Below are 25,358 nucleotides of genomic sequence, written 5' to 3'. Positions count from 1 at the left end.
ACTATCCTTTAATGATATAGCCCATGCCGGTAACGGTATGGATGAGTTTTACGGAGTTATTCCTGTCAATTTTTTTACGGAGATAGTTTACGTACACATCCACTACATTGGTGCCCATATTGAAATTGATGCTCCATACATTTTCCAGCAGTTCGATGCGGCTGAGCACCCTGCCCCTGTTGCGCATCATGAATTCCAGCAAGCGGTATTCCGTAGCGGTGAAACTGATCTCCTGGCCATTGCGGGTAACGGATTTGGCTGCTGTATTCATAACCAGATCGGCTACCTGTAAAAGATCAGAAGCCTTTACTGCGCTGTTGTTACGGCGGGCCAGGTTGCGGATGCGGGCTTCCAGTTCCGGGAATTTGAAAGGCTTGGTCATGTAATCATCCGCGCCATTGTCCAGTCCGGTTACAATATTTTCCGTGGAATCCAGTGCGGTAAGCATCAGGATGGGCGTATTCACATCCTGCCTGCGCAGCTTTTTACAGAGCTCCAGGCCATTGATGCCGGGAAGCATGATATCGAGAATGATAATGTCGAAATTATTGTTCAGGGCCATATCCAGGCCAATATGCCCGTCCGGAGCCACTGTTACGGAGTATCCTGATTCACTCAGTCCCTTATTGATCATTACAGCAACTGCTGCTTCATCTTCAATTAGCAATGTTCTCACGGTAGTTGTTTAGTCTGCAAAAATAGTGGTCAAACAGATCGAACTGTCTTAATGGATTGTGTATATGTACGGGGGACGGATGTTTTCAGGCACCGTGAGCGCCATTATTAATGCGATTTTAATTACCCGGGTCGATATTATTCCATTTGAAAGTTTCTTTGGCAATGACCCGGCAGTTTTCTGCGAGCTCATCCAGGGTACAGGCTAACATCTGTATGTTGAGGGGTAATTTTTCATGGGTTTCCATCAATTCCACGAACAGCACCTCACTGCCATCTGTATCCGCTTTGCCCCTCATCTTCTTGAATAGCCCATGGGCCAGTGCCCTGTGCTGCCCGATATAGAATTTTCCGAAGGTCTGTAATTCTCCCTTCACTTTTATATGGAACATGATGTAGTATGTCTTTTTCATATCCGTGGCTTTAAATCAATGCTGTTGTCCGTTTGTTATCCAATAATATGCCATACAGTTTTTCCCAGAAAGTGGTGAGCAGCAAAGAAAGTGCTGTTACTGCCAGGCCTGTTTTATAGAAGGTTTCATCTATGAGGCCTGTATTATAAGCAATGGCGCATATCAGTATGCCGAATTCTCCTGATTGCGAGAGTAATGCGCCGGCATATAAGCTATGCTTCCACGGAAACCTGAGCAGCCTGAAAACCAAGGCAGTAGTAAAGGAATGAATGACCATTATCATGGTGGTAAGGGTCAATACCAACAAATAATGATCAGTTACAAAATCAAGGTCAAGTCTTATTCCTACAGACATAAAAAACAATGCCACAAAGAAAACCTTGAAGGGATGCATTACCTGTTCCAGCCATGCAAATGCCTGTGTGCGGCCTATCAGCAGGCCTGCAGCAAAACTGCCGATGGGGCCGCTCAATCCGGCAAGATCTGCCAGCATTGCAAATCCCAGACAGATGATAGCACCGGCAAATACCTGCAGTTCATGATCTTTGTCAAAAGCCCGGATAAAAGGGAACTGAAAAAGATCCCTGTTCCTGATGGACCTGAGCAAGAAGAACAGTAATATACTACCCAACGCTGCCCCTATGAACTTACCCGGATGGATAGCTGAAGATCCCATCAATTGGAATGAAGTGATGGCGGGCGCCAGCAGGATGTCCTGCAATAGGAGCATATTCAGCACTACAGAACCGAAAACGGTGCGGATCTGGCCATTCTTCCGCATCAGTTCACTGGCTACGGCTGTACTGTTGAAAGTGAGAAAGGCAGTAAGCAGTACCAGCACTTGTACAGGCCACTGCATGAAATGACAGATCAGTGCGCTCAGTGCAAAGCTGACAATTGTTTTTGCTCCCTGTGCAATCAAAGGTTTCAGCAGCAGGCTTTTCCGGTCAGGGATATTGATCTCCATTCCCAGGAAGAACATCAGCAACAAAATACCGATCTCACCGATATGCTCAATGCTTTCCGGGTCTCTGAAAACACCGGACACATGTGGCCCAAGTAATAAGCCGGCCAGGATATAGGCAATAAGATAAGGTTGATTCAGTTTCTTCAGCAGAAAGATCAGGAGCAATATCACAAGGCACATGATGCCGCTTGCATACAACAGGTTCTCCATCGTTTCACTGGTTTGAAATAAAAAAAGGGAAGAGCATGCTCCTCCCTTTTCTCAGGTTGTTGCAATTAATAATCCATGCCACTCATAGCTGGTGCAGTACTGGCAACAGTTTCTTCTTTTTTAGGTTTGTCGCTGATCACACATTCGGTTGTCAGCAGCAGTCCTGCAATGGATGCCGCATTCTCAACAGCAATGCGGGTGACCTTTGCGGGGTCTATCACTCCAGCTTCAAGCAGGTTCACATACACTTCATCCCGGGCATTGAAGCCATAATCTCCGTTGCCTTCCCTGACTTTCTGAACAATGATGCTGCCTTCCAGTCCGCAGTTCTTCACGATCTGGCGCAATGGTTCCTCCACGGCCCGTTTAACGATGGAGATACCGGTCTGTTCGTCTTCATTGCTGCCCTTCAGTTTTTCCAGCGCCTGCTGGCTGCGGATAAGGGCCACGCCTCCGCCAGGTACAATGCCTTCTTCAATGGCGGCGCGGGTGGCGTGCAGTGCATCGTCCACGCGATCTTTTTTCTCTTTCATTTCCACTTCGGTGGCAGCGCCAACATACAGAACGGCTACACCGCCGCTAAGCTTGGCCAGCCTTTCCTGCAGTTTTTCCTTATCATATTCTGAAGTGGTATTCTGCAGCTGAGCCCTGATCTGCGCAATCCTGGCGTTGAGCGCATCCTTATTTCCTTTTCCGCCAACGATAGTGGTGTTGTCCTTATCGATGGTAATGGAGGCTGCGCTTCCCAGGTAACCGAGATCTGCGTTCTCAAGCTTGTATCCCTGTTCTTCACTGATAACAGTGCCGCTGGTAAGCACGGCGATATCTTCCAGCATTTCCTTTCTTCTGTCTCCAAAGCCAGGAGCCTTTACTGCCGCCACTTTCAGGGTACCTCTCAACTTGTTTACCACCAGGGTGGCCAGTGCTTCACCTTCCAGGTCTTCAGCGATGATCAGCAGCGGACGCCCTGTCTGTGCAGTCTTTTCAAGCACCGGTATCAGATCTTTCATTACTGACAATTTCTTGTCGTAAAGAAGAATATACGGGTTCTCCAGTTCTGCCTGCATCTTTTCTGAATTGGTCACAAAATATGGAGAGATATAACCCCTGTCGAATTGCATGCCTTCCACGATCTCAACTGTAGTGTCTGTACCGCGTGCTTCTTCAACAGTGATCACTCCTTCTTTGCCCACTTTTTCAAATGCCCGGGCAATGAGCTGGCCGATGGATTCATCGTTGTTTGCGGAAATGGTGGCTACCTGCGTGATCATGCGGTTGTTGTTGCCTACCGCCTGGGATTGCTCACCGATGGAATTGATGACCGCTGAAACGGCTTTGTCAATTCCCTTTTTGATATCCATGGGATTGGCGCCAGCAGCTACATTTTTCAGACCTTCTGTAATGATGGACTGCGCCAGCACTGTAGCGGTGGTAGTGCCATCCCCTGCAATATCCGCTGTTTTGGATGCCACTTCCTTCACCATTTGTGCTCCCATATTTTCGATGGGATCGTCCAGTTCAATTTCTTTGGCCACGCTAACGCCATCCTTGGTGATGGTGGCGGGACCGAATTTTTTTTCAAGTACTACATTCCTTCCTTTGGGGCCCAGTGTTACTTTCACTGCATTGGCAAGTGTGTCCACCCCTTTTTTCATTTTATTCCTTGCATCAGTGTCAAAGAAAAGTTGCTTTGCCATAATGGTAGATTTTACAAAAATGGAAAGTTTAAATGATTGAAATTGAAATCTGAAACAGTTGATCAGAGTACGGCCAGGATGTCGGATTCCCGCATGATCAGCAGTTGCTCGCCATCCATCTGAATTTCAGTACCGGCGTACTTTCCGAACAATACAGTGTCCCCGGACTTTACTGTTACCGGTTCATCTTTTCTGCCAGGACCGGCAGCTACAACTGTACCTCTCTGAGGTTTTTCTTTTGCAGTATCAGGGATGATGATGCCTCCGGCAGTTTTCTCATCGCCCGGAGCAGGCTTGATCACTACCCTGTCGTGAAGTGGAGCAAGTTTGAAATTGTTTGCCATAGTTTATGATTTGAATGATTAGAAACAAATGCACAAAAAATGATAACAATCCTGATAGGATTCATTCCGCTTTTTTCAATTGCCATGCCATTGGGATCCGACTGAACATCCTGGCATTTTCTTTGAAAAAATGACATTTTTCCTGGTTGGCACCACTTGAAAAATTGTCAGTTTTAAGATAAAAAAACGCCCCCGGAATACCGGGAGCGCCTCTTTTCATAGCTACGGTCCTCTGTTACATAGCAAGATATTTGTCCAGTTCCTCGGATAATTTCTTATTGGAAGGACGAAGGGCATTGGCAGAAATGATCCTGCCTTCCTTATCGATCAGGATAAAACGTGGTATGGCAGCAATATTGAAATCCTTGATGAAATCTGAATTGAAGGCATTGTCGGCCATGAGTTGAACACCTTTCAGGTTATTGTCGATCACATATGATTTCCATTTTCCTGCATCTTTCAGCTCGTCAACGGAAATGCTCACAAATTTGACTGACTTGCCGTGGTAAGCTTCTTCCACCTTTTTAAGATGAGGAATTTCCGCTTTGCAGGGGCCGCACCAGGTGGCCCATACATCGATGTACACCAGGTTGCCGCGAAGGCTGCTGAGTGACACCTTTTCTCCGGTCACGGTAGTATACACAAATTCAGGGGCAGGCGCGCCCTTGGTGAACTTCTTTATCTTCTGGTAGATATCATTTATGATGTTTTTGAAAGCAGCATTTTCGGTGGAATATGCCTGGTAGATGCTGTCTGCGTCATTCATGTCTTTCGCCATTTTCAGACTGGTTGATGCCATGCGGAATCCCAGATAATCTTTCAGGAAAGGATCTGTGATCTCAGATTTGACCACCAGGCTTTTGATGGCCTCATTGCCCATACCGGAGTTGAACTGATTGCGGTATTTCGTGTATACCAGGGTCTGGATCTCGGAGTCCAGCCATTTTCTGTAACTGTATGATGCTTTGAACAGTGCCGCCTCATTCATGGTAGCTCCGTTTCTCACCAGGGAATCGACTGCTGCTTTTTCTTCTTTGGTCAGCTTTTTAACTTCCATTTCTTTGCGGGCGGAATCCATTTTCGCCATATCGAAATTGCCGGCCATCTTTTCCATCAGGCCGTAAAAGTTGGCGCGTTTCTGCATATCCACCCCGTAATTGTAACTGTACTCCCGGTACAGGTTACGGATGGCATAATCCACATCGCCCTTGCGGAGTGCCGTGAATTCCGGACTTAACTTTTGCTTGGTGATCAGCTGGTACTGCACTTTTCTCCAGGCTTCCATTTTCTTGATAAGGTCGGGAAGCACCACAAAGTTGAAATCTCCTTTTTCCATGGCTTCTCCCTGCTTCCGGCTATTGGCATTGATCAGTACTATCAGGTTGTTTTCCTTGCTGCCCTTGCCCTGGTATACAGGCTGCTCATCCTTTTTAGAGATCAGCAGGTTGAAGCCGGGCTCCAGGTACAACTGACCCGTGCCGGTAAAGCTGTAGAATCCTTTGGGAATTCCTGAGAGTGTTTGCCCGAATTTTCCATTCCCGTCAGCGTCAATGGTCCAGCGACGTTCATCGGGATTGCTCAGTTCCATTTTGCTGTTCTTCCTGTCGGCTAATACGCCTGCGAGCTTCACATCCTGTGCGTACACTGCTGTGCAGCAGAGGAGGGAGCCGATATAGATCAGTGGTTTCATATCTGTTAATTCAAATGTTTTTTATTTATCGTTCTGTGGCATGCCAGGGTTGAAATTGATCACACTCTGCGGGATCTGCAAGGTGTACTTCTTACTGTCCGGTGTGAGCACATAAGTGTCTGAACCCACAGTACGTGTAACGGTAGCAGTTCTCCCTTCTGCGGCCAGCCTGCGCATATCGAACCAACGGATACCGGAAGGAAGGAGCTCTCTTCTTCTTTCTTCCACCACCCAGTCGATCACTTCTTCCTTATCGGAAGAACTGAGATTTGTATGGTCCGTATCGCGCTTTACATGCAGGTTGTTGAGAATGGTGAGGGCTGCGTTCAGGTCCGGCGTTGTTTTGCGTGCCAGGGCCTCCGCTTTTGAAAGCAATGTTTCAGGAACGGTAATGCCATAGTGGGAATCCAGCAGGGCATATCCGAATGCTGCATACAGATCCCTGCGGGAATCTGAGAATGGCAGCAGGTCTTCAGCATCCGGGGTGAGTATGGCTGTGAAAAAGTGATCGAGCTCTGTATTGACCCGGAGGTACAGGAACTCGCTGTTGTTCACCAGTGCAGGCATTACAAAAGTGGGCAGGGTATAATCCAGTACAGTGCTCTTCAGTGCCAGCGCTGCATCGGCATTGGTGATCACCTTGTCATATTCCTTCATGTGCAGGTAGATCCTCGCCAGCAGACCATAGGCAGCAGCCTTGCTTCCGCGGAAGCTTGCAATATTCGTATTGGGAAGGTTGGGCAAAGCCTCTGTTACATCAGCGATCAGCTTCTCATACACAGCCTTTACTGTGGAGCGATCGGGTGTTTTCGCATACATGTCAGCGATAGTTACGTATGGTATTCCCGGGTCATTCGCAGCAGTAGCTGGATTGTAAGGCTTCGCGTATAACTGTACCAGGCAGAAATGACTGTAGGCGCGCGAGAGTAATGCTTCCGCTTTAAGCCTGGCTTTTTCCGGTGCAGAGCCGCCGGTGGATCCGTCCACTTCATTCACTACCAGGTTGGCATAATAGATAGCCTTGTAAGGGAATGACCAGAGCACGGGGTCCTGGTCCTGGTAAGGCTGTTCCTGCCAGGTATAGATCATGCCGGCAGCGCCGGTAGGAGCGTCGTTGGGAGCAAATTCGAAATTATCGTTCAGATGCAGGAGCGGCCACGCAAATGTGCCATTGATGTCATCTGAGTTCAGCAGCATATCGTAATCAACGGTGGAACTGATGGCCACCACACCGGGCTGGTCCACATCCAGGAATTCTTTTTCGCAGGCTGTGGTAAACAGTGCGATGGATAATATAGCGGGAATGATCTTATTCATGTTCTTTGTAGTTGATCAGTTAAAAATTAGCCAGCACACCAAAAGTGTAAGTAGGAGTGATAGGAAGTGTTCTTTCTCCGAACTGCATCAGGTGCGCTTCCGGATCGATGTCTTTATCGTTCTTCACCCATTTCCATGCATTCCTTACCTGGAAGTTCACTTTGATATTGTTCACCGGCCAGTTGCCCAGCGTCTTCTTGTCGAAGAGGTATGATAAAGCCACTTCTCTCAGTTTGATGAATGCGGCAGACTGGTAACTCAGATCACTCCAGTTGTACTGGTTATTGTTGAAAGAATTCAGCCTGGGCACATTCGTCTTGTTCTCATCACCGGCCTGTTTCCACCGCTGTGCCACTGCTTTGGGCAGGTTAGTGAAACCGGAAGCTCCAAAGCTGCTCCCGAAATAAGCATCTGCAATGATATCAGTACGCATGAAGTTGCCGCCATTGGCTACAAAGAGGAAGGAAAGATCCCAGTTCCTGTATTGCAGGATATTGCTGAGGCCTACTGTGTATTTGGGAACGATGGACCCCACTTCCACATAATCTTCAAAACGAAGATCCTGGTACCTTGAGGCAGGTATCTTCACTCGTTTTCCATCTTCCTGTACATCCCATACCTGGCCGTTCCCGTTTGCATCGAGACCAGCCCACTGCAATGCAAAGAAAGTGCGGGATGCATAACCTGTAAGGTTCCTGGGCGCACCGATCACACTGTTCTTGTTGGTGGTGGAGAAACCAACTTTGTTGGTATTGAGACCGAGGTTAACTGTTGTTTGCCAGCGGAACCTGCTGCTGTTCACATTCACGGTGTTCAGCCTGAGCTCAACCCCTTTGTTGGTGATGTCTGAAGAATTTACGTTGATCAGGTAGAATCCTGTGGACGTAGGATCGAATGCTTCAGAAGCCAGCAGGTCAGTTGTTTTCTTATGATAGAAATCCACCGAGCCATTGATCCTGTTGTTCAGGAAGCTGAAGTCCAGCGCCAGGTTATGCGTGAGGGTTGGCTCCCAGCGCAATTCCTTGTTGGCAGGAGAGCTCACTGAAAGATAAGTGGTGTTGGTTGTGAAGCTGGCAAACGTATAACCGATGGTCCTCAGTGAAGAGGATGTGATATCAGGTACGTTGCCCGTCAGACCTGCTGTGTAACGCAGTTGCAGCGAATTCATCCAGGATGGGGCATTGATGAATTCTTCTTTCAGGATATCCCATTTCAGACCTGCGGATGCAAGGATCTGTTTGTTCAGGCCCGCACTGCGATCGAAACGGCTGCTCTTGTTGATACGCGCGCTGGTGCTGAGTGTATATTTTCCTTTGTATGCATAAGAGCCTGCAAAGTAGTAGAAGATATACCTGTCGTCGAGCGTGCGCTTGCCGAAATAGTCTTCATAAGTGAGCTGGCTGGTAAGGTTGGATACCGGGTTGCGTATCCCAACGCCGGTGAGCACACGATAGTCAACCGGGAAGTTGAGGTTGTTGGAGGGATTGTAACCGAACCTGGTATCGGTGGTATTGTCGAACACGGATTTCTGACGTTCCAGGCCCAGTGTCATGTCCACGCGGTGATCATGGTTGAAGGTGTGATTCACGTCCAGCTGCGCACGTACGTAAAAGTTATTGGTCTTACCTCTTGCTTCAGTAAGGCGGCCGCCTTTCGGGATATTGAACTGTGGTGCGCCTCCAACGGTGTTGGCGTATTCATTGATGAGATTGCGTGTTTCGTAACCGCTCGCTTTGTAAAGATCACTTCTCAGTTCATCAATGGTTTCATTCTTATAGCTGAGTGAAAGGGCGATGCTTTTGGTGAAATTATAAGTGAGGGTAGACTGCAAACGGAGGTTATTGGTCTTTGCAGTGAAGTCATAGTCATTCAGATTGTCAAGCGGGGCGTAACTCAGGTCCATGAAGCCGGCATTTAAATAACGGGTATTGATCTCGTTATTCCACCTGCGTGCAATGGTGCGGTGGCTGCCATCTTCATTGCGCAGTCTCTCATAAGGAAGGATCTTGAGTGTGCCGGGAACCCTTGAGTTGGAGCTGCCGCCGAATCTTTTCAGTGCAGAAATATCCTGGTCATTCACGGCATAGTTGGCGTTGATGGTAAGGGCCAGTTTGCTGGTGAGCTTCATCTCGGTGTTGAAATTCACGGTTGTTCTCCTGCTTTCATCTCCTTTGAAGAGACCATTGCCTCTTACAAAACCGAAAGATGCATAGTAATTGAAACGGTCACTGGGTGCACCGCTGATGCTGATATTGTTATCGGAAGAATAGTTGTTATTGAGGAGCTCACGGCTGAGCTCGTCTGTATTATTATAGGATTCAAGATCTTTCAGCCTTTTATCACGTTCTTCGGCTGTAATGGTCCCTGCCTGAAAGTCCATGAGGATGGCATATACAGGTGTATAGGCATCGCGCACATAGGCGCCGTTATTCCTTCTGGGCAGACTGGCAGGGTTGATATAGAATTTGCTCTTCTCATAATCGATCATTTCTGAGGAGCTCATCAGGTTGAGATAGGAGAGATCTGGTCTTGGGTTTACATTCACGGAAGAACGGAAAGTAACTTTTGGTGCCAGTGTTTTTCCTTTCTTGGTAACGATAACTATCACACCGTTGGTGGCTTTCACACCCCAGATAGCAGCGGCAGCTGCATCACGGAGAATGGCAATCGATTCGATGTCATTCGAATTGATGGTATTGAGCGATCCTTCGATAGGGAACCCATCCACAACGATCAATGGTTGCTGGTTGCCGAATGTGCTTACACCACGCATGAGGATGGAAGGATCATCGCTGCCTTCGATGCCATTTGCATTTTTGGTGATCATGAGGCCGGGAGCCATACCTTCCAACAGGTTCACCAGGTCCGGGGAGGTCCTGCGTTCCAGGTCCTTGGAAGTAATGACGGTATAGGAACCGGTGGCTCTTTCCTTAGGGATCTTCTGATAACCGGTATTTACGGAAACGGTCACATCTCCCAGGGCGGATACCCTGGTCCTTACCTGGATATTGATATTGGTTTTTCCGTTCAGCTTCACCTCCTGTGATTCATAGGTAACGCTGGTGAGCACCAGGGTGGCCTGCTCATCCACGCCTTCCAGGGAAAATTCTCCTTTGGCGTTGGTGGCGGTGGCTTTTCCTGATCCTTTCACCGTAACGGTTACACCGGCAGCCGGTTCCCCATTCTCATTGGTGATCTTTCCTTTCACTTCTACATTTATTGGAAAGATGGGGAAGAAGGGCTGGACCATTTTCCTGGGAGAGATCACAATGGTTTTTTTCTGAATGGAATAATCGAAGGATTGTTCTTTCAGTACGGCAGTGAGAAAGGATTCCAGGGGCATGCCTTCAGCGCGGATGCTTACCAGGTCTGCATTACGGAGAACAGCGCCGTCATAGAACACTACATAACCGGTTTGCTTCTCGATGGCGGAGAAGATCTCTTTCAGGGACACTTTCTTCCCTGAATAGGTAATGGTCTGGGAATTGCTTTTGGCACTAATATGCAGGCATAGTCCAAGAAACAGGAAGCTGACAAGTGTGAGCCGCATAAGCAGTTGTTTTTTTGGTCGCCAGCAGGCGGTTAGAAGACCCGTGCGTGCACGGTCTTCCCTAAGAGCGTTTAATTGCATAAATTCGCAACAGTTTTGGGTTTGATAATAATTAATAGTCAGCAACGGCTATCTTGATTTGACCACCCGAAATTTTGCCGGGCCCGATCACGACTCGGGTTCCGGTTTTTTCAGCTGATCAATTGTCTCCTGATTTCTGTTTTTCTTTATGGTGTTACCACCAGTTTCCTGTTTTCTTCCAGTCTGAAATGGACATCGGCTTTTTCCAGTAGCGTCAGCAGTTCCGACAGGTTGAGGTCCCGCTGCATCTTTCCCTGGAACTCCCGCTGTGGGATCTTGCCTTCATAACTCACTTCGATATTATACCAGCGTTGCAGCTGCCTCATCACGGCAGGGATATCTGCGTTCACGAAATGGAAAAGTCCATTTTTCCAGGCTGTCACTTCTTCCAGGTCCACTTTACGGACGGTAAGCCTGCCGTCTTTCAACAGGGCCTGTTCTCCCGGGTGCAGCTGGCTGATAGCATTTGACGAAATATCATTCACGTTTACGCCGCCTTCCACCAGTGTGGTACGTTCCTGCATTTCATCGGCATAGGCATTTACATTGAACTGCGTGCCGGTAACAGTGGCCATCTGTGCGGCCGTTACAACCCGGAAAGGTCTTCTGGGATCCTTTGCCACGTTGAGGTAGGCTTCTCCGGTGATCTCCACTTTTCTTTCATTGCCACTGAAAGCGCTGGGATACCGGATGGAGCTGGCGGCATTGAGCCATACCTGTGTTCCGTCAGGGAGTTGCAGCTGAAACTGCCTGCCCCTGGGGGTACTCATGGTATGGAATGCTGCTGCCCCGGCATTTCCATCGCTGTAAAGCAGCTGACCATTCTTCATTTCCATGGCAATGCCATTTACCTGAAGGCGGGTGCCGTTCTTTACGGTGTCCAGCAGGATCTGCCTGCCGTCTGCCAGGGTGAGTATGGCGCCTTCTTTTCCGGGAGGCAGGTCCTTCACAATGGTAGTGGCCAGTGGTCTTTCTGTGACCGTTTGTGACGGGCCGGAAAACCAGTACCAGGTGCCGGTGGCAGCTACCAGCAAAGCTGCTGCTGCGGCCGCCCTGAACCAGTTGCGCTGTACAAGTGGCCTGCGCAGGACCGGCCGGGGCCGGGTGGCTTCCAGGTCGTTCCAGGTATCATCCATGAGCTGGCGAAGCAGGGCTTCCTGTTCAGGCTGGTTGCTGAGCTCAAACAGTTCCCGCTGTTCTTCGGCTGTAATGCTGGCTGCCAGCTGTTTCCGGAATAATTCCTTTAATCGTTGTTGGGTATTGTTCACAGTTACAAGGTTTATGTAATCGATGTGATGAGGATAGGTATGAGTAAGAACGAACGGAAGGAGCTCAACTACCAGTTGACCTCAAAAAAAGTTGAAGATTATAAATTGCGAAGCAGGATAACAACAGGAAGCAGTGCGCTATGCCTGTTCACATGGTCGCGCACGGAGCGGATGGCCTGTGCCATATGGTTGCGGACGGTATTCGGAGAAAGCCCCAGTTTCAAGGCGATCTGTTCGTAACTGAGCAGATCGTCGCGGTGCAGTGTATAAATGATCTTCTTCTGCGGAGGGAGCAGATCGATACCCTGCCGGTAGATGCGGCGGAGCTCTTTTTCCTGCAGCTGGTCATCCGGGTGCGAAAAGAGATTGCTCATGGCATCCTGGAGCTTTTGCTGCAAGGCCTGTTCGCGGCCCGCTTTGCGGAAAAGATCGAGCACCAGGTTCTGTGTCATTCTTTTGATGTAGGGAAGGATCAGGAGGTTTTCGGGAAGTTGTTCTTTCTTTTCCCAGACCCTCACAAAAACTTCCTGCACTACTTCTTCCGATAGTTCCTTTGATTTGGTAAGATAAAAGGCGAACGCGAAAACGGATTGCTGATACTGTTCGTAAATAGTATTGAACGCAATGTCATCTCCGGCCGCAAGCCGTTTCAACAGCTGCTCTTCGTTATATGATCCTTCCTGAACCAAGTAGGGTTAGCTTGATGATGCAACTTACAAAATTGCCGAAATTCCTGCACAATTAAATACAGGGGCGGACTGTAAGGGATTACCGGGTAACCGGTAGGGAAGGCTACCTGCTTCAGGAGTAAAAAAATAAAACCCCGGAAGGTTCCGGGGTTTGGATTATTGTTTCGCTTCCAGCGCCTGTATCTTTTTTTGCTGTTCATCCAGCGTTTTCTTCAGGTCTATTACATAAAGGGTGAGCTCCTCGATCTTTTTCAGCAAAGCTGCCTGGTTATCGCTAAGGTCCAGCCCATCTCTTTCCACTTCAGCAGCAGATACCACTTCAGGGAGATGGCGGTTTTGTTTTATGTACTTTTCCAGCATGTCTAGGGGCATCAGGCGATAGGAGGGATGGAATACATAATCGGGCCAGCCGGTAGCAGTTACTTTTACCTTTTTGGCAAGGATGTTACCATTGACTGCAAGTTTTTCTGAAGGTTCAGTAATGCCGATCCCAACATTACCGGTATTGGTCACTGTCATTACAGATGCATCAGAACTGTTATAAACCGACAGGATATTTGTTCTTGTGTTTCCGTTTGCGATGGCCACTGATTCTGTATTATAACCAAGATTTACATTGAGTTTACCCAGAATAGTACCCAGTTGGCCTTTGATACGTAATACAGATCCGCCATCGGAAATAAGTTCCGGGTTGCTTCCTGTTCCTTGCTGGAAAACGGCCAGGTTTGCCAATCGGGCTGTACCTGCCACGTGTAAGAGTTTATTGGGAGTGGCGATACCGATGGCTACGTTTCCTGATGCAGGAAAACTGTTCTGAGCCAGAGAGGAAACTGAAATCATGAGTGCTGCTACGGAAAGAAATTTTGCCCGGACTTTCATTTGATAAGTTTTTAGGGTAATCATCAAATTTAGAGGGTACAGATCAATTCCGGATAATAAATTATACTCAATCCATAAAAACACTTAGTGTATAGTGGGAATTTGTATTATTTGTACCGATTGTTATCATATCATAAGAAAACCCCGGAAGGTTCCGGGGTTTTGAGGGAGGGGTAGGGATTAAAAACAGCGTTTACCTGATCAGGAAAGGAATGCTTTTATTGCCGGCTTTGAAATAATACATGCCTGCCGGCAGGGACAGGTTGAGCTCTCTGGTGCCTGCAATGATTTGTTGCTGTAACACCATGATGCCGCTGCTGTTGAAGATCTGTGCAATGATGGTATTGCTGGTTTGTACCGTTAGTTGACCACTGGTGACAGGGTTGGGATAGATATTGATGGAGTTTGCTGCACCATCAAAATTCACACTCGAAATTTTGCTGAATGAGCTGTTCTCATCGATGTCGCGCTGCAGGATCCTGTAATAGTTGGTGCCGGTAGCAGGATTGAGGTGGATGAATGAATAGCGCTGTGTGACAGTGCTGTTTCCTGCTGCAGCCACTATGCCTGTATTCTTCCAGTTCTGCTGATCAGTACTGTGCTGTATAATGAAATCTTTGGTGGAAGATTCATTTTCGGTTGACCATTTCAGTGATACATGCTGTTGATCTTTCACGGCAGTGAAACTACCCCATTGCAATGGCAGGGTACCTGATCCCGCGTCTGCAATAGCAAATGGGGAGAAGCTGCCTGTATATCCTGTGAAAGTAAAGCTGGTGGCAGTGCTGGAGCCGGTCTGTACCTGCTGCTTCCATTTGTTGCTCTCGTAATGGAAGAGGGCGGGGGTAGTCAGAGTGCCGGCTACTTCTCCTGCGTTCCAGTTGAAAGTAATATTAATGCCTGATCCCGCGTTGGCGTTTTGTTTTTCGATATTCCAGGTACGCCTTACGTGGGCTTCATCCACAGTTGTACCGGATGTTCCTCCATTCTTGTATACTCCGTCTACAACACCGATGGCAAAACGTTCTCTTGCGCCCGTATTGTTGTAGATGGTAACAGGATTGTAGGAGCTGTTGCCGATAGGGAAGTTGCCGATAGTGCCATCGTCGAACCAGAGATAGAGCTTGCCGGAATTGCTGAACTGGAGGTATTGGGTTGATGTGGCCCCCAGGACCTCATTGGCAGTAAGCGTATTGTTGCCCATGTTGAGCGTTCTGTTCAGGCCCTGCAGATCAAGTACATTCAGGATGATGCTGGACGTTATAACAGGATAATTGGCCGGAGCAGCATTGAACTTGATGATGGATGCATTTACCGGAGCGATGCCGTCTTTCCAGTTGGTGGCTGTGGTCCAGGTTGTATTGGTTGCACCTGTCCATTCCCTGATATTGCCTACCAGTGCAGGGTAACCGCTATTGGCGGTGCTCAGCAGGAACCAGTAATCTCCGGTGCCGTTGGTGGTTTCTCCCCTGAAATCCCATGTTGCATAAGTGGACTGCGTTTTCATCTCGGCGGTGGTTTTGCCCGTGATAGTACCGGTTACAGTACCAGAGCCTGCGGCAGCAGATTTTGTGGAAGTCTGGTTATCCCAGTAACAGTTGCTGAATGTTTGTGTGCCGGTAGTGCCCACAAATCCACCTGCCCTGGTTCCGCCTACAGAGCCCGTTGAATAACAGTTGATGGCGGAGCTGGTACCGGTTCCGCTGCAAAAACCTACAAAGCCTCCGTTGGTATACGCTCCGGTAACATTGCCCCTGGCGTAACAGTTAATGAATCTCATATTATTACCAAAGAGCAGACCGGTAAAACCTCCGGTCGACGAAACATTGGCAGTAGTGGCTGTTACATTTACATTGGCCCAGCAGGTAGAAAATGTAGCGCCATTTGTTGTACTGGCAGCCCCTACAAAGCCTCCTGTATAGGAAGCATTGTTGGATTCGAGTGTTCCCGTTGCCCAGGAATCAGTGATGGTGCAGGCGGTGGATCCTTCAATCAGTCCAACAAAGAGCCCGGACTGCCCTGAGCTGGTAGTAGTATTTTTTATGGAGCCATCTGCACTGCAATTGGAGATGGTTAAATTGTCTACCCGGCCGAAGAGCAGGCCTGTATAACAGTGTGTGCCGTTATTGGTGAGTGTGCCGTTCTTGACATGGAGATTGCTGAAGGTGCCGTTACCATTCCCGATCATGGCTGCGCTGCCCCAGTAAGTCTGAGTGGTGCCGCCGGTATTGCCGATCAGGATTTGCGGGTTCACAAGGGTAAGGTTGCTGATCCTGGCAAGCCATACCCTTCCGAAAAGAGCCACTTCATGTGGAGAACGGTTCATGTAAAGGCCTGTGATCAGATAGCCGTTACCGTTATAGGTGCCATAAAAATAGCCGGTGATATGATTGCCTTCGGTCTGGCTGAAGCCCCCGATTGGCGGAAAACCATAGAAGCCGCCACTTCCATTGGGAAACCAGCCGGATGTGGCGGATGCATCAATATTGGCAGTCTGGATATACTGTTTCGTTGATGTCCACTCATTGGAGTTCTGGCTGATCCAGTAAAGATTATTGAGCGTTGCGATCTGGTAAGGATCGGCCGCTGTTCCGGTTCCGGCAGGTTTTGTTGCCGTTTGCGCCCGAACCAGCATTTGCATGCAAAGGATCAGGAGGGCTGATAATGTAAAGGATTTAAGATTCATAACCGTCTTGTGTGTTTAATTGATTTAATAGTTATCCGCAGGGTCAATATTATCTGAACCTGTCCTTTTTGTACGGTCGTGAACATGGCAATAAGAAATGCTCCTCAGGCTTCTGGCAGGAAGAAGAGGTGTAATTGCTGTTAACGGGCAGAGAGAAATAAATGATGAGAAGAAGCGCGGGAAGGCCGCTTCATGGAACTATAGCGGTATATGAATGGCGCGTAACGCCGGCTGGGTAAAGATGGATTCATCAGGGTTTGTTTTTATTCAGGATAGCGAATTACAGCACAAATTTAAATAATAAATTAATGCCGGTTTCGAAGCGGAGATTAGAATTTAGAAAGTATGCAGGAAGTATTCGGTTATGATGCTTTGAAATGCAGCATGGATAAAGGTTTAAAGAATTATACAGGTTGTTTGGAATTGCGTATGTCCCAGGCTGTTATAATCGGTTTTTGTGTGGAATTTATTGCCCGTTTTGTTGAGTTGGCCGGATTTTTTATTTTTATAATATGTCAAAAGGTAAAAAGCTCCTTCACAGGTTCCTGTATATCCTGTTCTTTACGGCCGTTGTTTTCATTGGAATGGAGATCATCCTGCGCATCTACAACCCTTTTCAGTTCCGGCTTAAAGGCGATGAGATAGTGCTGCCCGTCAATACAACACTGACCATTCACAATGAGATCAATCCGAAACTGGATTCCCTGATAGTAAACAGCAGAAACAGTCTTGGTTTCCGTGGTGCCGAAAAGCCAGCGGATTTCAACAGTTATCTCAGCATTGTTACAGTTGGAGGCAGCACTACCGAATGTCATTTCAATTCAGATGACAAGACCTGGCCCGCTATCCTGGGCAGTGAATTGCAGAACGGCTTCCGTAATGTATGGGTGAATAATGCGGGGCTCGACGGACATTCCACCTTCGGTCATCAGGTATTATTACATGATCACCTGGTAAAGGTGAAACCCAATATCGTACTTTTTCTTACCGGCGTCAATGATATTGAAAGTGATCAACCCAGTTTCCACGATCAGCAGAACAAACGTGGAGCCTGGTCTGACCTCAAACATTATATTGTGAACAACAGCGAAGTACTGAGCCTGCTCCTGAACCTTGCCCGTGGGTGGAAGGCTCAGCAGTTGCACAATACAAGCGGAGTAAATATCGATCCATCCACATTGCCCGTTTCAACTATGAACGAAAAGGAAGGGAATGCAGTGCTGCTCAGGCAGCAGCCTTACCTGCAGGGATATACAAAAAGAGTACAGCAACTCATCGATACCTGTACTCAATATGGCATCAAACCTGTATTCATCACTCAGCCATTATTATATGGATAAGGTATCGACAGTGTAACGCATGTTAATCTTGAAACTGTTGATCATAAAGGCATCAGCGGAAAGATTGCCTGGGACGTATTGGAGTGCTATAATGATGCAGTACGGAAAACCTGCGCAATAAATCATGTTTTTGTAATCGACCTGGCAGTGCGGATGCCGAAGAACAGTGTTTATTTTTATGATGAGGCCCATTTCACTAATGAAGGCACAAAGAAAGTTGCTGATATTGTCAATGCGGAACTACAGCCCTGGCTGGCAGTGCAATATCCGGCTTTTAAGAATTATACAGTGAGTGCCCGGTAGCTCGCCTCCGGCGAACACCGTGTCGCCGGAGGCAACGGAAAATAAATCACTCGCGTGGACGCGAGCGATTGGGCACATTCTGATAACTCTTACGCTTTACTGAAATTCCAGTTGATCAGGGGCAATCTCCTTTTTCCGTTCACATTCCACAAGCCAAACTGCACACCGCGGAGATCCTTGCATTTGTTGACCAGCCCTATCTGCACACCTCTTCCCTTATAACTCAGATTGGCAATGCCCCCGATAGCCAGGCCATGGAATTCGTCAAACCTGTTCTTGATCCCTGTAATACAAATCCCTCTTAATTCACTAAGCATGCATATGGAGCCATTAATGGCAACACCACGTATCGAGCCATCAATTACGCCACCTGCGCTCAGGCTCAACCCATGGATCTTGTGTTGGGAAGGATCGTATTTTGAAGCAGGAGGATAAGTTTCAGGATGTTTCCAGGTAGTATCCTGCGGAATGAACGGCAGGTACATGGTAAAAAACACTGAAAGCAGGTCAGCATTCAGGTTCACTCCTGAGATCTTTAAAGTATCCTCCCCACCCAGGAAACTGATAAGCCCGATATTCACACCATTGATACGTTTTGCTTTGGAAGGCGTAAACCATACCACATCCCTCGTTACAATGGGATAAGGCGGAGGTCCATCCAGCGCACGGCCTGCATAACAATCCAGGTTTGCATCAGGGGTATAATAATAGGGACGATCGCATTTTTTGAAAAGCGGTACAATGCCATTGTGATTGAGCATATTTGTCAGCTCAATTTCATGGGTGGAGGAACTGTCAGGCGAGAACTGCGTTATTATCGTTGCTTTCTGTTCAGGAAAAGCTTTTGCTTCCCTGTGCCTGCTGAAAGTATAGTAGAACGAAGACATATTAAGGGTATGAAGCATTTGCCCGGCTTCAGTTGGACTGAGCAATATGCTGCTGATCTCTGATGGATGAAGCCGGAACAGGGTATCCTTCCGGAAACTTTTCATTTCACCATAATGCTCGTAATAAATGGAATCATTCCTGATACCGGTTACGCGGATCGTCCAGGAGCCGCCGGAAGCAGGTAAGATCCGGTACACACAATTGCGATAAATATAAAATGAATTGTTGCGGCTTGCCAGGTAATCATCTGGCTTGAAGTGGCGTGCCTTTTTAAGAAAAGGTGTAAAGGAAAGGTTCTGCACCGTTGAATCCTGTGCTGTTGCCAGCAAGGGGACCAAAAAGGAAATGAACAGGAATTTTTTCATATCAGGAAGTTTCAACAAACCTAACCGTAGCAGACGGCTTCGTATAACGGCAAAATGCAGGCGCCTCTCCCCGGTTTGCATTTCGCCGGAATAATGGCATCCGGCCATGAAAGAACAAGCATAGATCCAGATGGTATTCAAATTAAATTGACTATGTTGGCGATTTTCCGTAATCTCATCTTTGTTCTTACGGATTTTCAGTAATTTTTGCCAATGGATGCAAGAGCAATACAACAACTGCTGTTCAAAAAGATCAAAGAGCAACTGCCGGAACACCTCTCCCTGGCCGATGAGCTTTCCGGTTTACTGGGGCTGAGCGCCGACAGTGTGTACAGGAGGATCAGAGGAGAGAAGCCGGTAGACCTGGATGAATTGCAGAAGATCTGCAGGCATTACCAGTTGTCGTTAGATGGTCTGCTGCAACTGAACTCTGAAGCTGTATTGTTCCAGGCGCCCGGGGTCGGCAATGGAAATATCCCTTTTGCCAGACATATGGAAGGCATGCTGGCCCAGTTCAGATATTTCAACAGCTTCAAAAAAAGAGAGATCTTTTATTTGTGTAAAGACACACCATTCTGGTATTTCTTTCTCTTTCCGGCCATGGCCTGCTTCAAGACCTTCTTCTGGATGCGCACCATCAACAATGAACCGGAATTGCAGCAACAGAAATTTTCACTGGAAACTTTTCCTGCCGAAGAATGCAGGAAAACAGGCTGGCTCTTGCTGGAAGAGCACAGTAAAATAGAGGCCACCGAGCTCTGGAACCTGGAAAGTATCCATAGCAGTATCAACCAGGTGGCTTATTACAGGGATGCTGGAATATTCCGCGAGCGTAAAGACCTGCTTGCCGTGGTGGATGATTTCATTCAAATGCTTGACCACCTGCAAATGCAGGCGGAACGGGGCATTACATTTATGCCGGGGGACAGCCACCTGAAGCCGCATACCAGCCTGCAGTTTTACGTGAATGAACTGATCCTCGGTAACAACACCGTACTGCTCAAGCTGGATGACCAGCAGATGAGCATGATAACCTACAGTGTATTCAATTATATTTCAACCCGTGATGAAAGATTCACAGCAAAGGCTTTTGGCACCTTCAATACATTGCTGAGCCGGTCTACCCTCATCAGCCGGTCAGGGGAAAAAGAACGGATCAGGTTCTTCAATACATTACGTGATAAAGTAAATGAGCTGAGGCATTAATTACTGGCATTTAATAGTGCTGAAGTATTCACCGAGGGCCTGGATGGCTTCCGTTTCAATCTGCAAATGCGTGCGGGACTGCGCAGCAGACTGACGGATCACCTGAAGGTTCTGCTCCGCATTCAACGGCGCCAGTTTGCCGGCAATATCGCCCTGCAATGCTGCATTGATGTCTACAAATTTTCCGGCGCCATTACATTTGAAATCAAGATCAGCAAAGCTGATACTTCTCCGCTGCGCATTTCCCTGCGTGATGAACCCGATCTTTTTATTCGAGATATCATACACAATACTCCATTTGGTGTATTGCGACTGTGATACTTTATTCAGTATGGTGAAAGCATAATCAACCGGCGCGATCTTGCTATCGCCTGACTGGTATTGCTGTAACAGGTTGCAGGCCTGGGTGAAGCGGTCGAATGAATTGCTGGGTTCCTTGCTGCGTGTGGAAGGGTCCAGTTGCCGGAGGCTGGATTCATAGGTACTGTTGGTGAGCACGGGAAAACGGAGATCATCTCCTTTGTGAACTACCATCTTTCCATCAAGAAATTCAACGGTGGCGGCCTTTCCGCTGGCATCAGCGATCAGAAAATGAAGGGGGGCTGCATTGTTGCGGTCTATGCGGAGCAGTTTGTCCGTGGCAAGCACTTCTTCAATGCTGGCGCAGTTGTCGAGCTGATACTGTACCCACTGCAATTCATTCACAGCTGCGCGTTGGTCGGCAGCCGGATAGCTGGTGCCCTGCAGCCACATCAGTTCCACCACCAGCCCTTTTTCATTCATGCCGCCATGAGGCATTTCTTTTCCGAACTGATTGAAGCTGACGCTGCCGTAGCGTGCCATCCAGGAAATGGATTTACTGCCCGGAACAAACGAAGTTTTCATCAGTCCTGCACTGTTCACCATCAGGATGCCGTTGCCGCTGACCCAATCATAATTGCGACCGAATACCAGTTGTCCGTTCCTGTTGATGAGGAAAGTGGAACAGGCAAATCCCGGGGCAATGGATGCGAGTAATAGCAGGAGGGTGAGCAGCTTTTTCATACTTCAATGTAAAACAAAAAAGGACACGGTTGACGTGTCCTTTTGTTAAGAATATTACTGCATATATAATTGCTGCATCATCAAACTTTGGGCAGGCCGGGTGCCTCGATAACGGGCAGGGTGGCCTGTTGTTTGCGCCTGGAAGCCTTTCTTCCCCTGAAGAAAAAATAGAGGTTAAAGAAGAGCATGATGCCCAGGTAGATGCTGAAGCCGCCGATCTTGGGGCTCAATGCTTCGATCATGTCCCGCGTATTTTCCACGTGCCTGTTGATCTCCAGGATCATCAGTCCAAAGCCAAGGTTGAGCAGGTAAAATCCGGTCTTGAATAATTTGTTGGTGGCATTGGCGATATCCTCTTTGTTGTGAAAGATATCCAGCATGAATGTTTTACCATTTCTGAAAAGCGTTCTGGCAACATACCAGGTCAGGATCAGCATAATAGGAAGATAGATGCAGTAGCCGATGAAATAAAAATCTGATAGGGGATTCATATGATTACAGTTTTTGGTTTGCCTTATGTTGTTTACGTCCCGTGATGAGGATCACGGCCATGTTCACGAAGTGGATATAAGCCAGGAGCAGCATGATGGTGCCTGTTTTGGAGGCAATCATCGTGATCAAATCCCGCACCATATCGATCCTTTCCCATTCGCTCATGGTCAGCGCCACATATCCCAGGTTCAGCAGGTAATATCCGATGAGCAACAGTTTATTGATATAGTCGGTAAGTACTTCATTCCCTTCGAGAAGATTGAGGATATAAATCCTTCCGTTCCGGTAAAAGCTCAATCCTGTATGCACTGTTATAAAATAGGTGATCAGGAAGTAGAGGATGTAGGCGATGGTGTTCATGGAAGCTCGTTTTGGCTGCCGGTTTCACTGTGCGCTTTCACAATACAAAGTTGCATGATAGTTTTGAAGTTTCAAAATATTCTGAAAGATAAATTTTCGAGATGGCGAAGCGCATGAAATTGATACCGTAGCGGCAGGAACAACCCGTATGCCGTCTTTTCCCGCTCAACTGTTGAAAATCAGGGGCGGCTGACCGATAAACTGCACCCATAGCAGACGAACTGCCCGTAATGTAATTCATAGGAACATGCTGCAACTCGTCGTACAGGATCGGCAGTAGAGCAGCGGGTCCGGTAATTTGCCGGTAAATCAAACATTCAATCAGAAAACCCGATCCCATGCATGCAGTCAGTCAAACACAAACCGCTTCAATGAGAGTAAGGTTATCCTGTAATACGGAAGAATTCCACCGGCTTCAGAAAGTATTACCGGATTGTATCCTGGAATGCGAGCAGTCATTGAAACAAAGATTCCTGGTACGCAAAGGAAAGGAGTTGGTATCCGTGCATTGTAACGATATCGCATACTTCTATTCAAAGAACAAGCTCAGCTATCTGAAAACATTCGATGGAAAAAATTTCCTGGTCCGTATGAGCCTGGAGGATATAGAGCAGAGCCTTGCTTCGGAACAGTTCTTCCGCGCCAGCAGGCAGGTGATCACCAGTCATACTGCCGTTCAGAAAGTGCTTCTCTGGTTCAATGGAAATCTTAAAGTGGAGCTCGCTCCGCGCGAGATCGATAACGTGATCGTAAGTCGGCTCAAAGCCAACCAGTTCAGGCAATGGCTGGGCGAATAATCAATATTTCAATCAACAAGTTTATGCGGATCATTTTTTTTGTGGCAGCACTGTTGCTGTCCAACGCTGGCCATGCCCAGTTGCTGAAGAATATCAAAGACGCCGTGAAGAGCAAGGCGGAACAGAAAACAACCCAGAAAGCTGCAGATAAAACAGGAAATGTGATGGACGAAGCGCTGGATGGAAAACTCTTTAAAAAGAAAGCGAAAAAAGAAGAGGAAGGGAAAGACGATGGGAAGGAAAAAGCGGAAAAGGAACCAGCTCCGTCCAAAGGGCTGAGTGTTTACAGCAAATTCGATTTTATTCCCGGAGAAAAAGTGATCGCTTTCGAGGATTTCTCGCAGGATAATACGGGCGACTTCCCCGCAAAGTGGAATACCAATGCCTCAGCGGAAGTGGTCACTACAGACGGGCTTCCCGGCAAATGGCTGAAGCTGGATGTATTCGGTGTTTTCATGCCCACTTATGTGAAGTCATTACCTGATAATTTTACCCTGGAAATGGATGTGGTATGTAACAGTGATTTCCGTTATGGCTCTTCTCCTTTTCACTTTGCCATTACATCTCTTTCCGATCCTGATCAGTACACGCGGTGGATGCAGGGACAGGCCGGACAGGATGGCTTCCAGGTATGGCTGTTGCCCTATCTCGTATCGGCCAAAGGAGGCAAGGTGGGGTACTACCAGGTCAGCGGCACCAATTATACGCAGCGCGATTTCGAGAACCTGAAATTCCATCGCGAAAAGCCTTCCGTGAAAGTAAGCCTGTGGCGTCAGAAGAACAGGATCCGTGTTTACCTGGATGAAGAGAAGGTAATAGATGTGCAGAAAGCCTTACAGGATATCGATTATAATTCACTGGTGTTTTCCATGAACTCAGCCAAGACCAAACCTGATTATTATCTTATCTCCAATATCCGCCTGGCGGCCGGCCTGCCTGATACACGCAGCAAATTCATGACGGAAGGAAAGTTCAGCACCACGGCTATTCTCTTTGATGTGAACAGTGATAAGATCAAACCTTCTTCCTTCCCTGTAATTAAAGAAATGGCCATTGTGCTGAAAGAAAACGCCGGTGTACGTGTAAAGATCATCGGACATACGGACAGTGACGGAGATGATAAACACAACCAGGCACTGTCGCTCAAAAGGGCCGATGCCGTGAAAGCTGCACTGGAAAAAGAATTCGGCATTGCCGCCGGCAGGATCGAAACGGAAGGTAAGGGCGAATCCGAGCCGGTTGATAAAGACAATACACCATTGGCAAAGGCCAGTAACCGCCGGGTGGAATTCCTGAAAATATAAGTTCCCGGATTGAGTATATTGCATGCACCCGAATTATGGCCAATAAAAAAGTGATCATAGCAGATGATGAACTGGCTGCGCGAACCATCCTTCGCCAGTACCTGGATGATTATCCGGAAATGGAAGTGGTGGCGCAATGCCAGGATGGACTGGAAGCAGTGGCAGCCATCGACAGACTGGAGCCAGACCTTGTATTCCTCGATATCCAGATGCCTGGCCTAAGCGGCTTCCAGGTACTGCGTCAGATCATTCATGTGCCGCAGATCATCTTCACCACAGCCTATGACCAGTATGCCCTGAAAGCCTTCGATTCAAATGCCGTCGATTATCTTTTGAAACCTTATACCCGTGAGCGTTTCAACCAGGCTGTAGCCAAGGTGCTGACCCGCCAGGGCAATGATCTGGCAAGGCTCACAGCGCTCACGGATGCCGTGGTACTGCCAGAGCAGGGATATCCTGAACGCATCCTGCTGGAAAGCGGTAATAAAATGATCAGCCTTGCTGTGCATGAGATCGCCTACCTGGCAGCTGAAAAAGATTATACGCGGATCTACACATTGCAAAAGAATTTTCTCAGCAATTACGGTATCGGCGTGCTGGAGCAGAAACTGAATCCGGCTGTCTTTATCCGCATCCACCGTTCACATATCGTGAACATCCATCATATCCGGGAAGTGTATAAAGAGAATAACGATGCTTACCTGGTACTTACCAACGAGGTATCGCTCAAAGTAAGCAGGGGGTATATCGATAACCTGAAAAAACTGATGTATTAAAGCAGGGGAGAGAGCAG

At 47.8% G+C, this 25,358-nt stretch carries 21 protein-coding genes; 5 read left to right on the top strand and 16 right to left on the bottom strand.

The window, feature by feature from the left end; all coding sequences use genetic code 11:
* Nucleotide 1 precedes the first annotated feature (1 nt).
* From ACTHMC_RS23100 to ACTHMC_RS23045, 12 genes are all read right to left on the bottom strand, one after another.
* Nucleotides 2-676, bottom strand: coding sequence for a response regulator transcription factor (locus tag ACTHMC_RS23100; protein ID WP_440416812.1), 675 nt, complete (start codon nt 674-676; stop codon nt 2-4).
* A gap of 118 nt (nt 677-794) precedes the next feature.
* Complete coding sequence (locus ACTHMC_RS23095; protein ID WP_440416810.1) at nt 795-1,088, bottom strand: hypothetical protein; 294 nt, start codon at nt 1,086-1,088, stop codon at nt 795-797.
* Nucleotides 1,089-1,098: 10 nt separating this feature from the next.
* Complete coding sequence (locus ACTHMC_RS23090) at nt 1,099-2,265, bottom strand: cation:proton antiporter domain-containing protein (RefSeq protein ID WP_440416808.1); 1,167 nt, start codon at nt 2,263-2,265, stop codon at nt 1,099-1,101.
* A gap of 65 nt (nt 2,266-2,330) precedes the next feature.
* Nucleotides 2,331-3,962 carry a chaperonin GroEL gene (gene groL / locus ACTHMC_RS23085; RefSeq protein WP_440416806.1) on the bottom strand — a complete coding sequence of 544 codons (1,632 nt, stop codon included), beginning with the start codon at nt 3,960-3,962 and terminating at the stop codon, nt 2,331-2,333.
* Nucleotides 3,963-4,024: 62 nt separating this feature from the next.
* Nucleotides 4,025-4,306 (bottom strand): co-chaperone GroES, encoded by a 282-nt coding sequence (locus tag ACTHMC_RS23080; protein WP_440416804.1) that lies wholly within the window; start codon nt 4,304-4,306, stop codon nt 4,025-4,027.
* Between the two features lie 235 nt (nt 4,307-4,541).
* Entirely contained in the window at nt 4,542-5,996 is a 1,455-nt protein-coding gene (locus ACTHMC_RS23075; RefSeq protein WP_440416802.1) for a TlpA family protein disulfide reductase, read from the bottom strand.
* A 21-nt stretch (nt 5,997-6,017) separates the two neighbouring features.
* The gene (locus tag ACTHMC_RS23070) at nt 6,018-7,313 is read right to left on the bottom strand and encodes a RagB/SusD family nutrient uptake outer membrane protein (RefSeq protein WP_440416801.1); all 1,296 of its coding nucleotides are present in this window, start codon (nt 7,311-7,313) and stop codon (nt 6,018-6,020) included.
* Between the two features lie 19 nt (nt 7,314-7,332).
* Complete coding sequence (locus ACTHMC_RS23065) at nt 7,333-10,863, bottom strand: SusC/RagA family TonB-linked outer membrane protein (protein ID WP_440416799.1); 3,531 nt, start codon at nt 10,861-10,863, stop codon at nt 7,333-7,335.
* A 227-nt stretch (nt 10,864-11,090) separates the two neighbouring features.
* Nucleotides 11,091-12,212 carry a FecR family protein gene (locus ACTHMC_RS23060; RefSeq protein ID WP_440416797.1) on the bottom strand — a complete coding sequence of 374 codons (1,122 nt, stop codon included), beginning with the start codon at nt 12,210-12,212 and terminating at the stop codon, nt 11,091-11,093.
* Between the two features lie 98 nt (nt 12,213-12,310).
* Nucleotides 12,311-12,901 carry an RNA polymerase sigma-70 factor gene (locus ACTHMC_RS23055; RefSeq protein WP_440416795.1) on the bottom strand — a complete coding sequence of 197 codons (591 nt, stop codon included), beginning with the start codon at nt 12,899-12,901 and terminating at the stop codon, nt 12,311-12,313.
* Nucleotides 12,902-13,057: 156 nt separating this feature from the next.
* Nucleotides 13,058-13,780, bottom strand: a complete 723-nt coding sequence (locus tag ACTHMC_RS23050) for a hypothetical protein (protein WP_440416793.1) — start codon at nt 13,778-13,780, stop codon at nt 13,058-13,060.
* 193 nt (nt 13,781-13,973) lie between these two features.
* Nucleotides 13,974-16,466, bottom strand: a complete 2,493-nt coding sequence (locus ACTHMC_RS23045; RefSeq protein ID WP_440416791.1) for a T9SS type A sorting domain-containing protein — start codon at nt 16,464-16,466, stop codon at nt 13,974-13,976.
* Nucleotides 16,467-16,978: 512 nt separating this feature from the next.
* On the opposite strand from ACTHMC_RS23045, the gene ACTHMC_RS23040 reads away from it, so the two are divergent.
* Nucleotides 16,979-17,806: an SGNH/GDSL hydrolase family protein gene (locus ACTHMC_RS23040; protein ID WP_440416790.1), complete on the top strand. Its 828-nt coding sequence runs from the start codon at nt 16,979-16,981 to the stop codon at nt 17,804-17,806.
* Between the two features lie 392 nt (nt 17,807-18,198).
* Here the strand turns inward: ACTHMC_RS23040 and ACTHMC_RS23035 are convergent, their stop codons facing one another.
* Nucleotides 18,199-19,362, bottom strand: coding sequence for an LA_2272 family surface repeat-containing protein (locus tag ACTHMC_RS23035; RefSeq protein ID WP_440416788.1), 1,164 nt, complete (start codon nt 19,360-19,362; stop codon nt 18,199-18,201).
* Nucleotides 19,363-19,575: 213 nt separating this feature from the next.
* On the opposite strand from ACTHMC_RS23035, the gene ACTHMC_RS23030 reads away from it, so the two are divergent.
* Entirely contained in the window at nt 19,576-20,568 is a 993-nt protein-coding gene (locus ACTHMC_RS23030; protein WP_440416786.1) for a helix-turn-helix domain-containing protein, read from the top strand.
* On the opposite strand, the gene ACTHMC_RS23025 is transcribed toward ACTHMC_RS23030, so the two are convergent.
* From ACTHMC_RS23025 to ACTHMC_RS23015, 3 genes are all read right to left on the bottom strand, one after another.
* The gene (locus tag ACTHMC_RS23025; RefSeq protein ID WP_440416784.1) at nt 20,569-21,612 is read right to left on the bottom strand and encodes a linear amide C-N hydrolase; all 1,044 of its coding nucleotides are present in this window, start codon (nt 21,610-21,612) and stop codon (nt 20,569-20,571) included.
* 80 nt (nt 21,613-21,692) lie between these two features.
* On the bottom strand, nt 21,693-22,103 hold the full coding sequence (locus ACTHMC_RS23020) for a hypothetical protein (protein ID WP_440416782.1): 411 nt from the start codon (nt 22,101-22,103) through the stop codon (nt 21,693-21,695).
* A gap of 4 nt (nt 22,104-22,107) precedes the next feature.
* Nucleotides 22,108-22,464: a hypothetical protein gene (locus tag ACTHMC_RS23015; protein ID WP_440416780.1), complete on the bottom strand. Its 357-nt coding sequence runs from the start codon at nt 22,462-22,464 to the stop codon at nt 22,108-22,110.
* Nucleotides 22,465-22,835: 371 nt separating this feature from the next.
* Between ACTHMC_RS23015 and ACTHMC_RS23010 the strand changes: the two genes are divergently transcribed.
* Genes ACTHMC_RS23010 through ACTHMC_RS23000 form a run of 3 tightly spaced genes read left to right on the top strand, consistent with a single transcriptional unit; the run spans nt 22,836 to nt 25,341 of the window.
* Nucleotides 22,836-23,261, top strand: coding sequence for a LytR/AlgR family response regulator transcription factor (locus ACTHMC_RS23010; protein ID WP_440416778.1), 426 nt, complete (start codon nt 22,836-22,838; stop codon nt 23,259-23,261).
* Nucleotides 23,262-23,284: 23 nt separating this feature from the next.
* A complete protein-coding gene (locus ACTHMC_RS23005; RefSeq protein ID WP_440416776.1) occupies nt 23,285-24,565 on the top strand; it encodes an OmpA family protein in 1,281 nt (426 codons plus the stop codon).
* Nucleotides 24,566-24,600: 35 nt separating this feature from the next.
* Nucleotides 24,601-25,341 (top strand): LytR/AlgR family response regulator transcription factor, encoded by a 741-nt coding sequence (locus ACTHMC_RS23000; protein ID WP_440416775.1) that lies wholly within the window; start codon nt 24,601-24,603, stop codon nt 25,339-25,341.
* Nucleotides 25,342-25,358: the final 17 nt, after the last annotated feature.

The sequence above is a fragment of the Pseudobacter sp. genome, assembly GCF_051955275.1.
GTDB lineage: Bacteria > Bacteroidota > Bacteroidia > Chitinophagales > Chitinophagaceae > Pseudobacter.
Note: the sequence above shows the minus strand (reverse complement) of the source record. Positions and strands in the feature narration are given on the sequence as shown.

Excerpts from the sequence above, each read along its gene's own strand:
- ACTHMC_RS23095 (WP_440416810.1), bottom strand. The coding sequence starts at position 1,088 with ATGAAAAAGACATACTACATCATGTTCCATATAAAAGTGAAGGGAGAA.
- ACTHMC_RS23090 (WP_440416808.1), bottom strand. The coding sequence starts at position 2,265 with ATGGAGAACCTGTTGTATGCAAGCGGCATCATGTGCCTTGTGATATTG.
- groL (WP_440416806.1), bottom strand. The coding sequence starts at position 3,962 with ATGGCAAAGCAACTTTTCTTTGACACTGATGCAAGGAATAAAATGAAA.
- ACTHMC_RS23080 (WP_440416804.1), bottom strand. The coding sequence starts at position 4,306 with ATGGCAAACAATTTCAAACTTGCTCCACTTCACGACAGGGTAGTGATC.
- ACTHMC_RS23075 (WP_440416802.1), bottom strand. The coding sequence starts at position 5,996 with ATGAAACCACTGATCTATATCGGCTCCCTCCTCTGCTGCACAGCAGTG.
- ACTHMC_RS23070 (WP_440416801.1), bottom strand. The coding sequence starts at position 7,313 with ATGAATAAGATCATTCCCGCTATATTATCCATCGCACTGTTTACCACA.
- ACTHMC_RS23065 (WP_440416799.1), bottom strand. The coding sequence starts at position 10,863 with ATGCGGCTCACACTTGTCAGCTTCCTGTTTCTTGGACTATGCCTGCAT.
- ACTHMC_RS23050 (WP_440416793.1), bottom strand. The coding sequence starts at position 13,780 with ATGAAAGTCCGGGCAAAATTTCTTTCCGTAGCAGCACTCATGATTTCA.
- ACTHMC_RS23045 (WP_440416791.1), bottom strand. The coding sequence starts at position 16,466 with ATGAATCTTAAATCCTTTACATTATCAGCCCTCCTGATCCTTTGCATG.
- ACTHMC_RS23040 (WP_440416790.1), top strand. The coding sequence starts at position 16,979 with ATGTCAAAAGGTAAAAAGCTCCTTCACAGGTTCCTGTATATCCTGTTC.
- ACTHMC_RS23035 (WP_440416788.1), bottom strand. The coding sequence starts at position 19,362 with ATGAAAAAATTCCTGTTCATTTCCTTTTTGGTCCCCTTGCTGGCAACA.
- ACTHMC_RS23030 (WP_440416786.1), top strand. The coding sequence starts at position 19,576 with ATGGATGCAAGAGCAATACAACAACTGCTGTTCAAAAAGATCAAAGAG.
- ACTHMC_RS23025 (WP_440416784.1), bottom strand. The coding sequence starts at position 21,612 with ATGAAAAAGCTGCTCACCCTCCTGCTATTACTCGCATCCATTGCCCCG.
- ACTHMC_RS23020 (WP_440416782.1), bottom strand. The coding sequence starts at position 22,103 with ATGAATCCCCTATCAGATTTTTATTTCATCGGCTACTGCATCTATCTT.
- ACTHMC_RS23015 (WP_440416780.1), bottom strand. The coding sequence starts at position 22,464 with ATGAACACCATCGCCTACATCCTCTACTTCCTGATCACCTATTTTATA.
- ACTHMC_RS23010 (WP_440416778.1), top strand. The coding sequence starts at position 22,836 with ATGAGAGTAAGGTTATCCTGTAATACGGAAGAATTCCACCGGCTTCAG.
- ACTHMC_RS23005 (WP_440416776.1), top strand. The coding sequence starts at position 23,285 with ATGCGGATCATTTTTTTTGTGGCAGCACTGTTGCTGTCCAACGCTGGC.
- ACTHMC_RS23000 (WP_440416775.1), top strand. The coding sequence starts at position 24,601 with ATGGCCAATAAAAAAGTGATCATAGCAGATGATGAACTGGCTGCGCGA.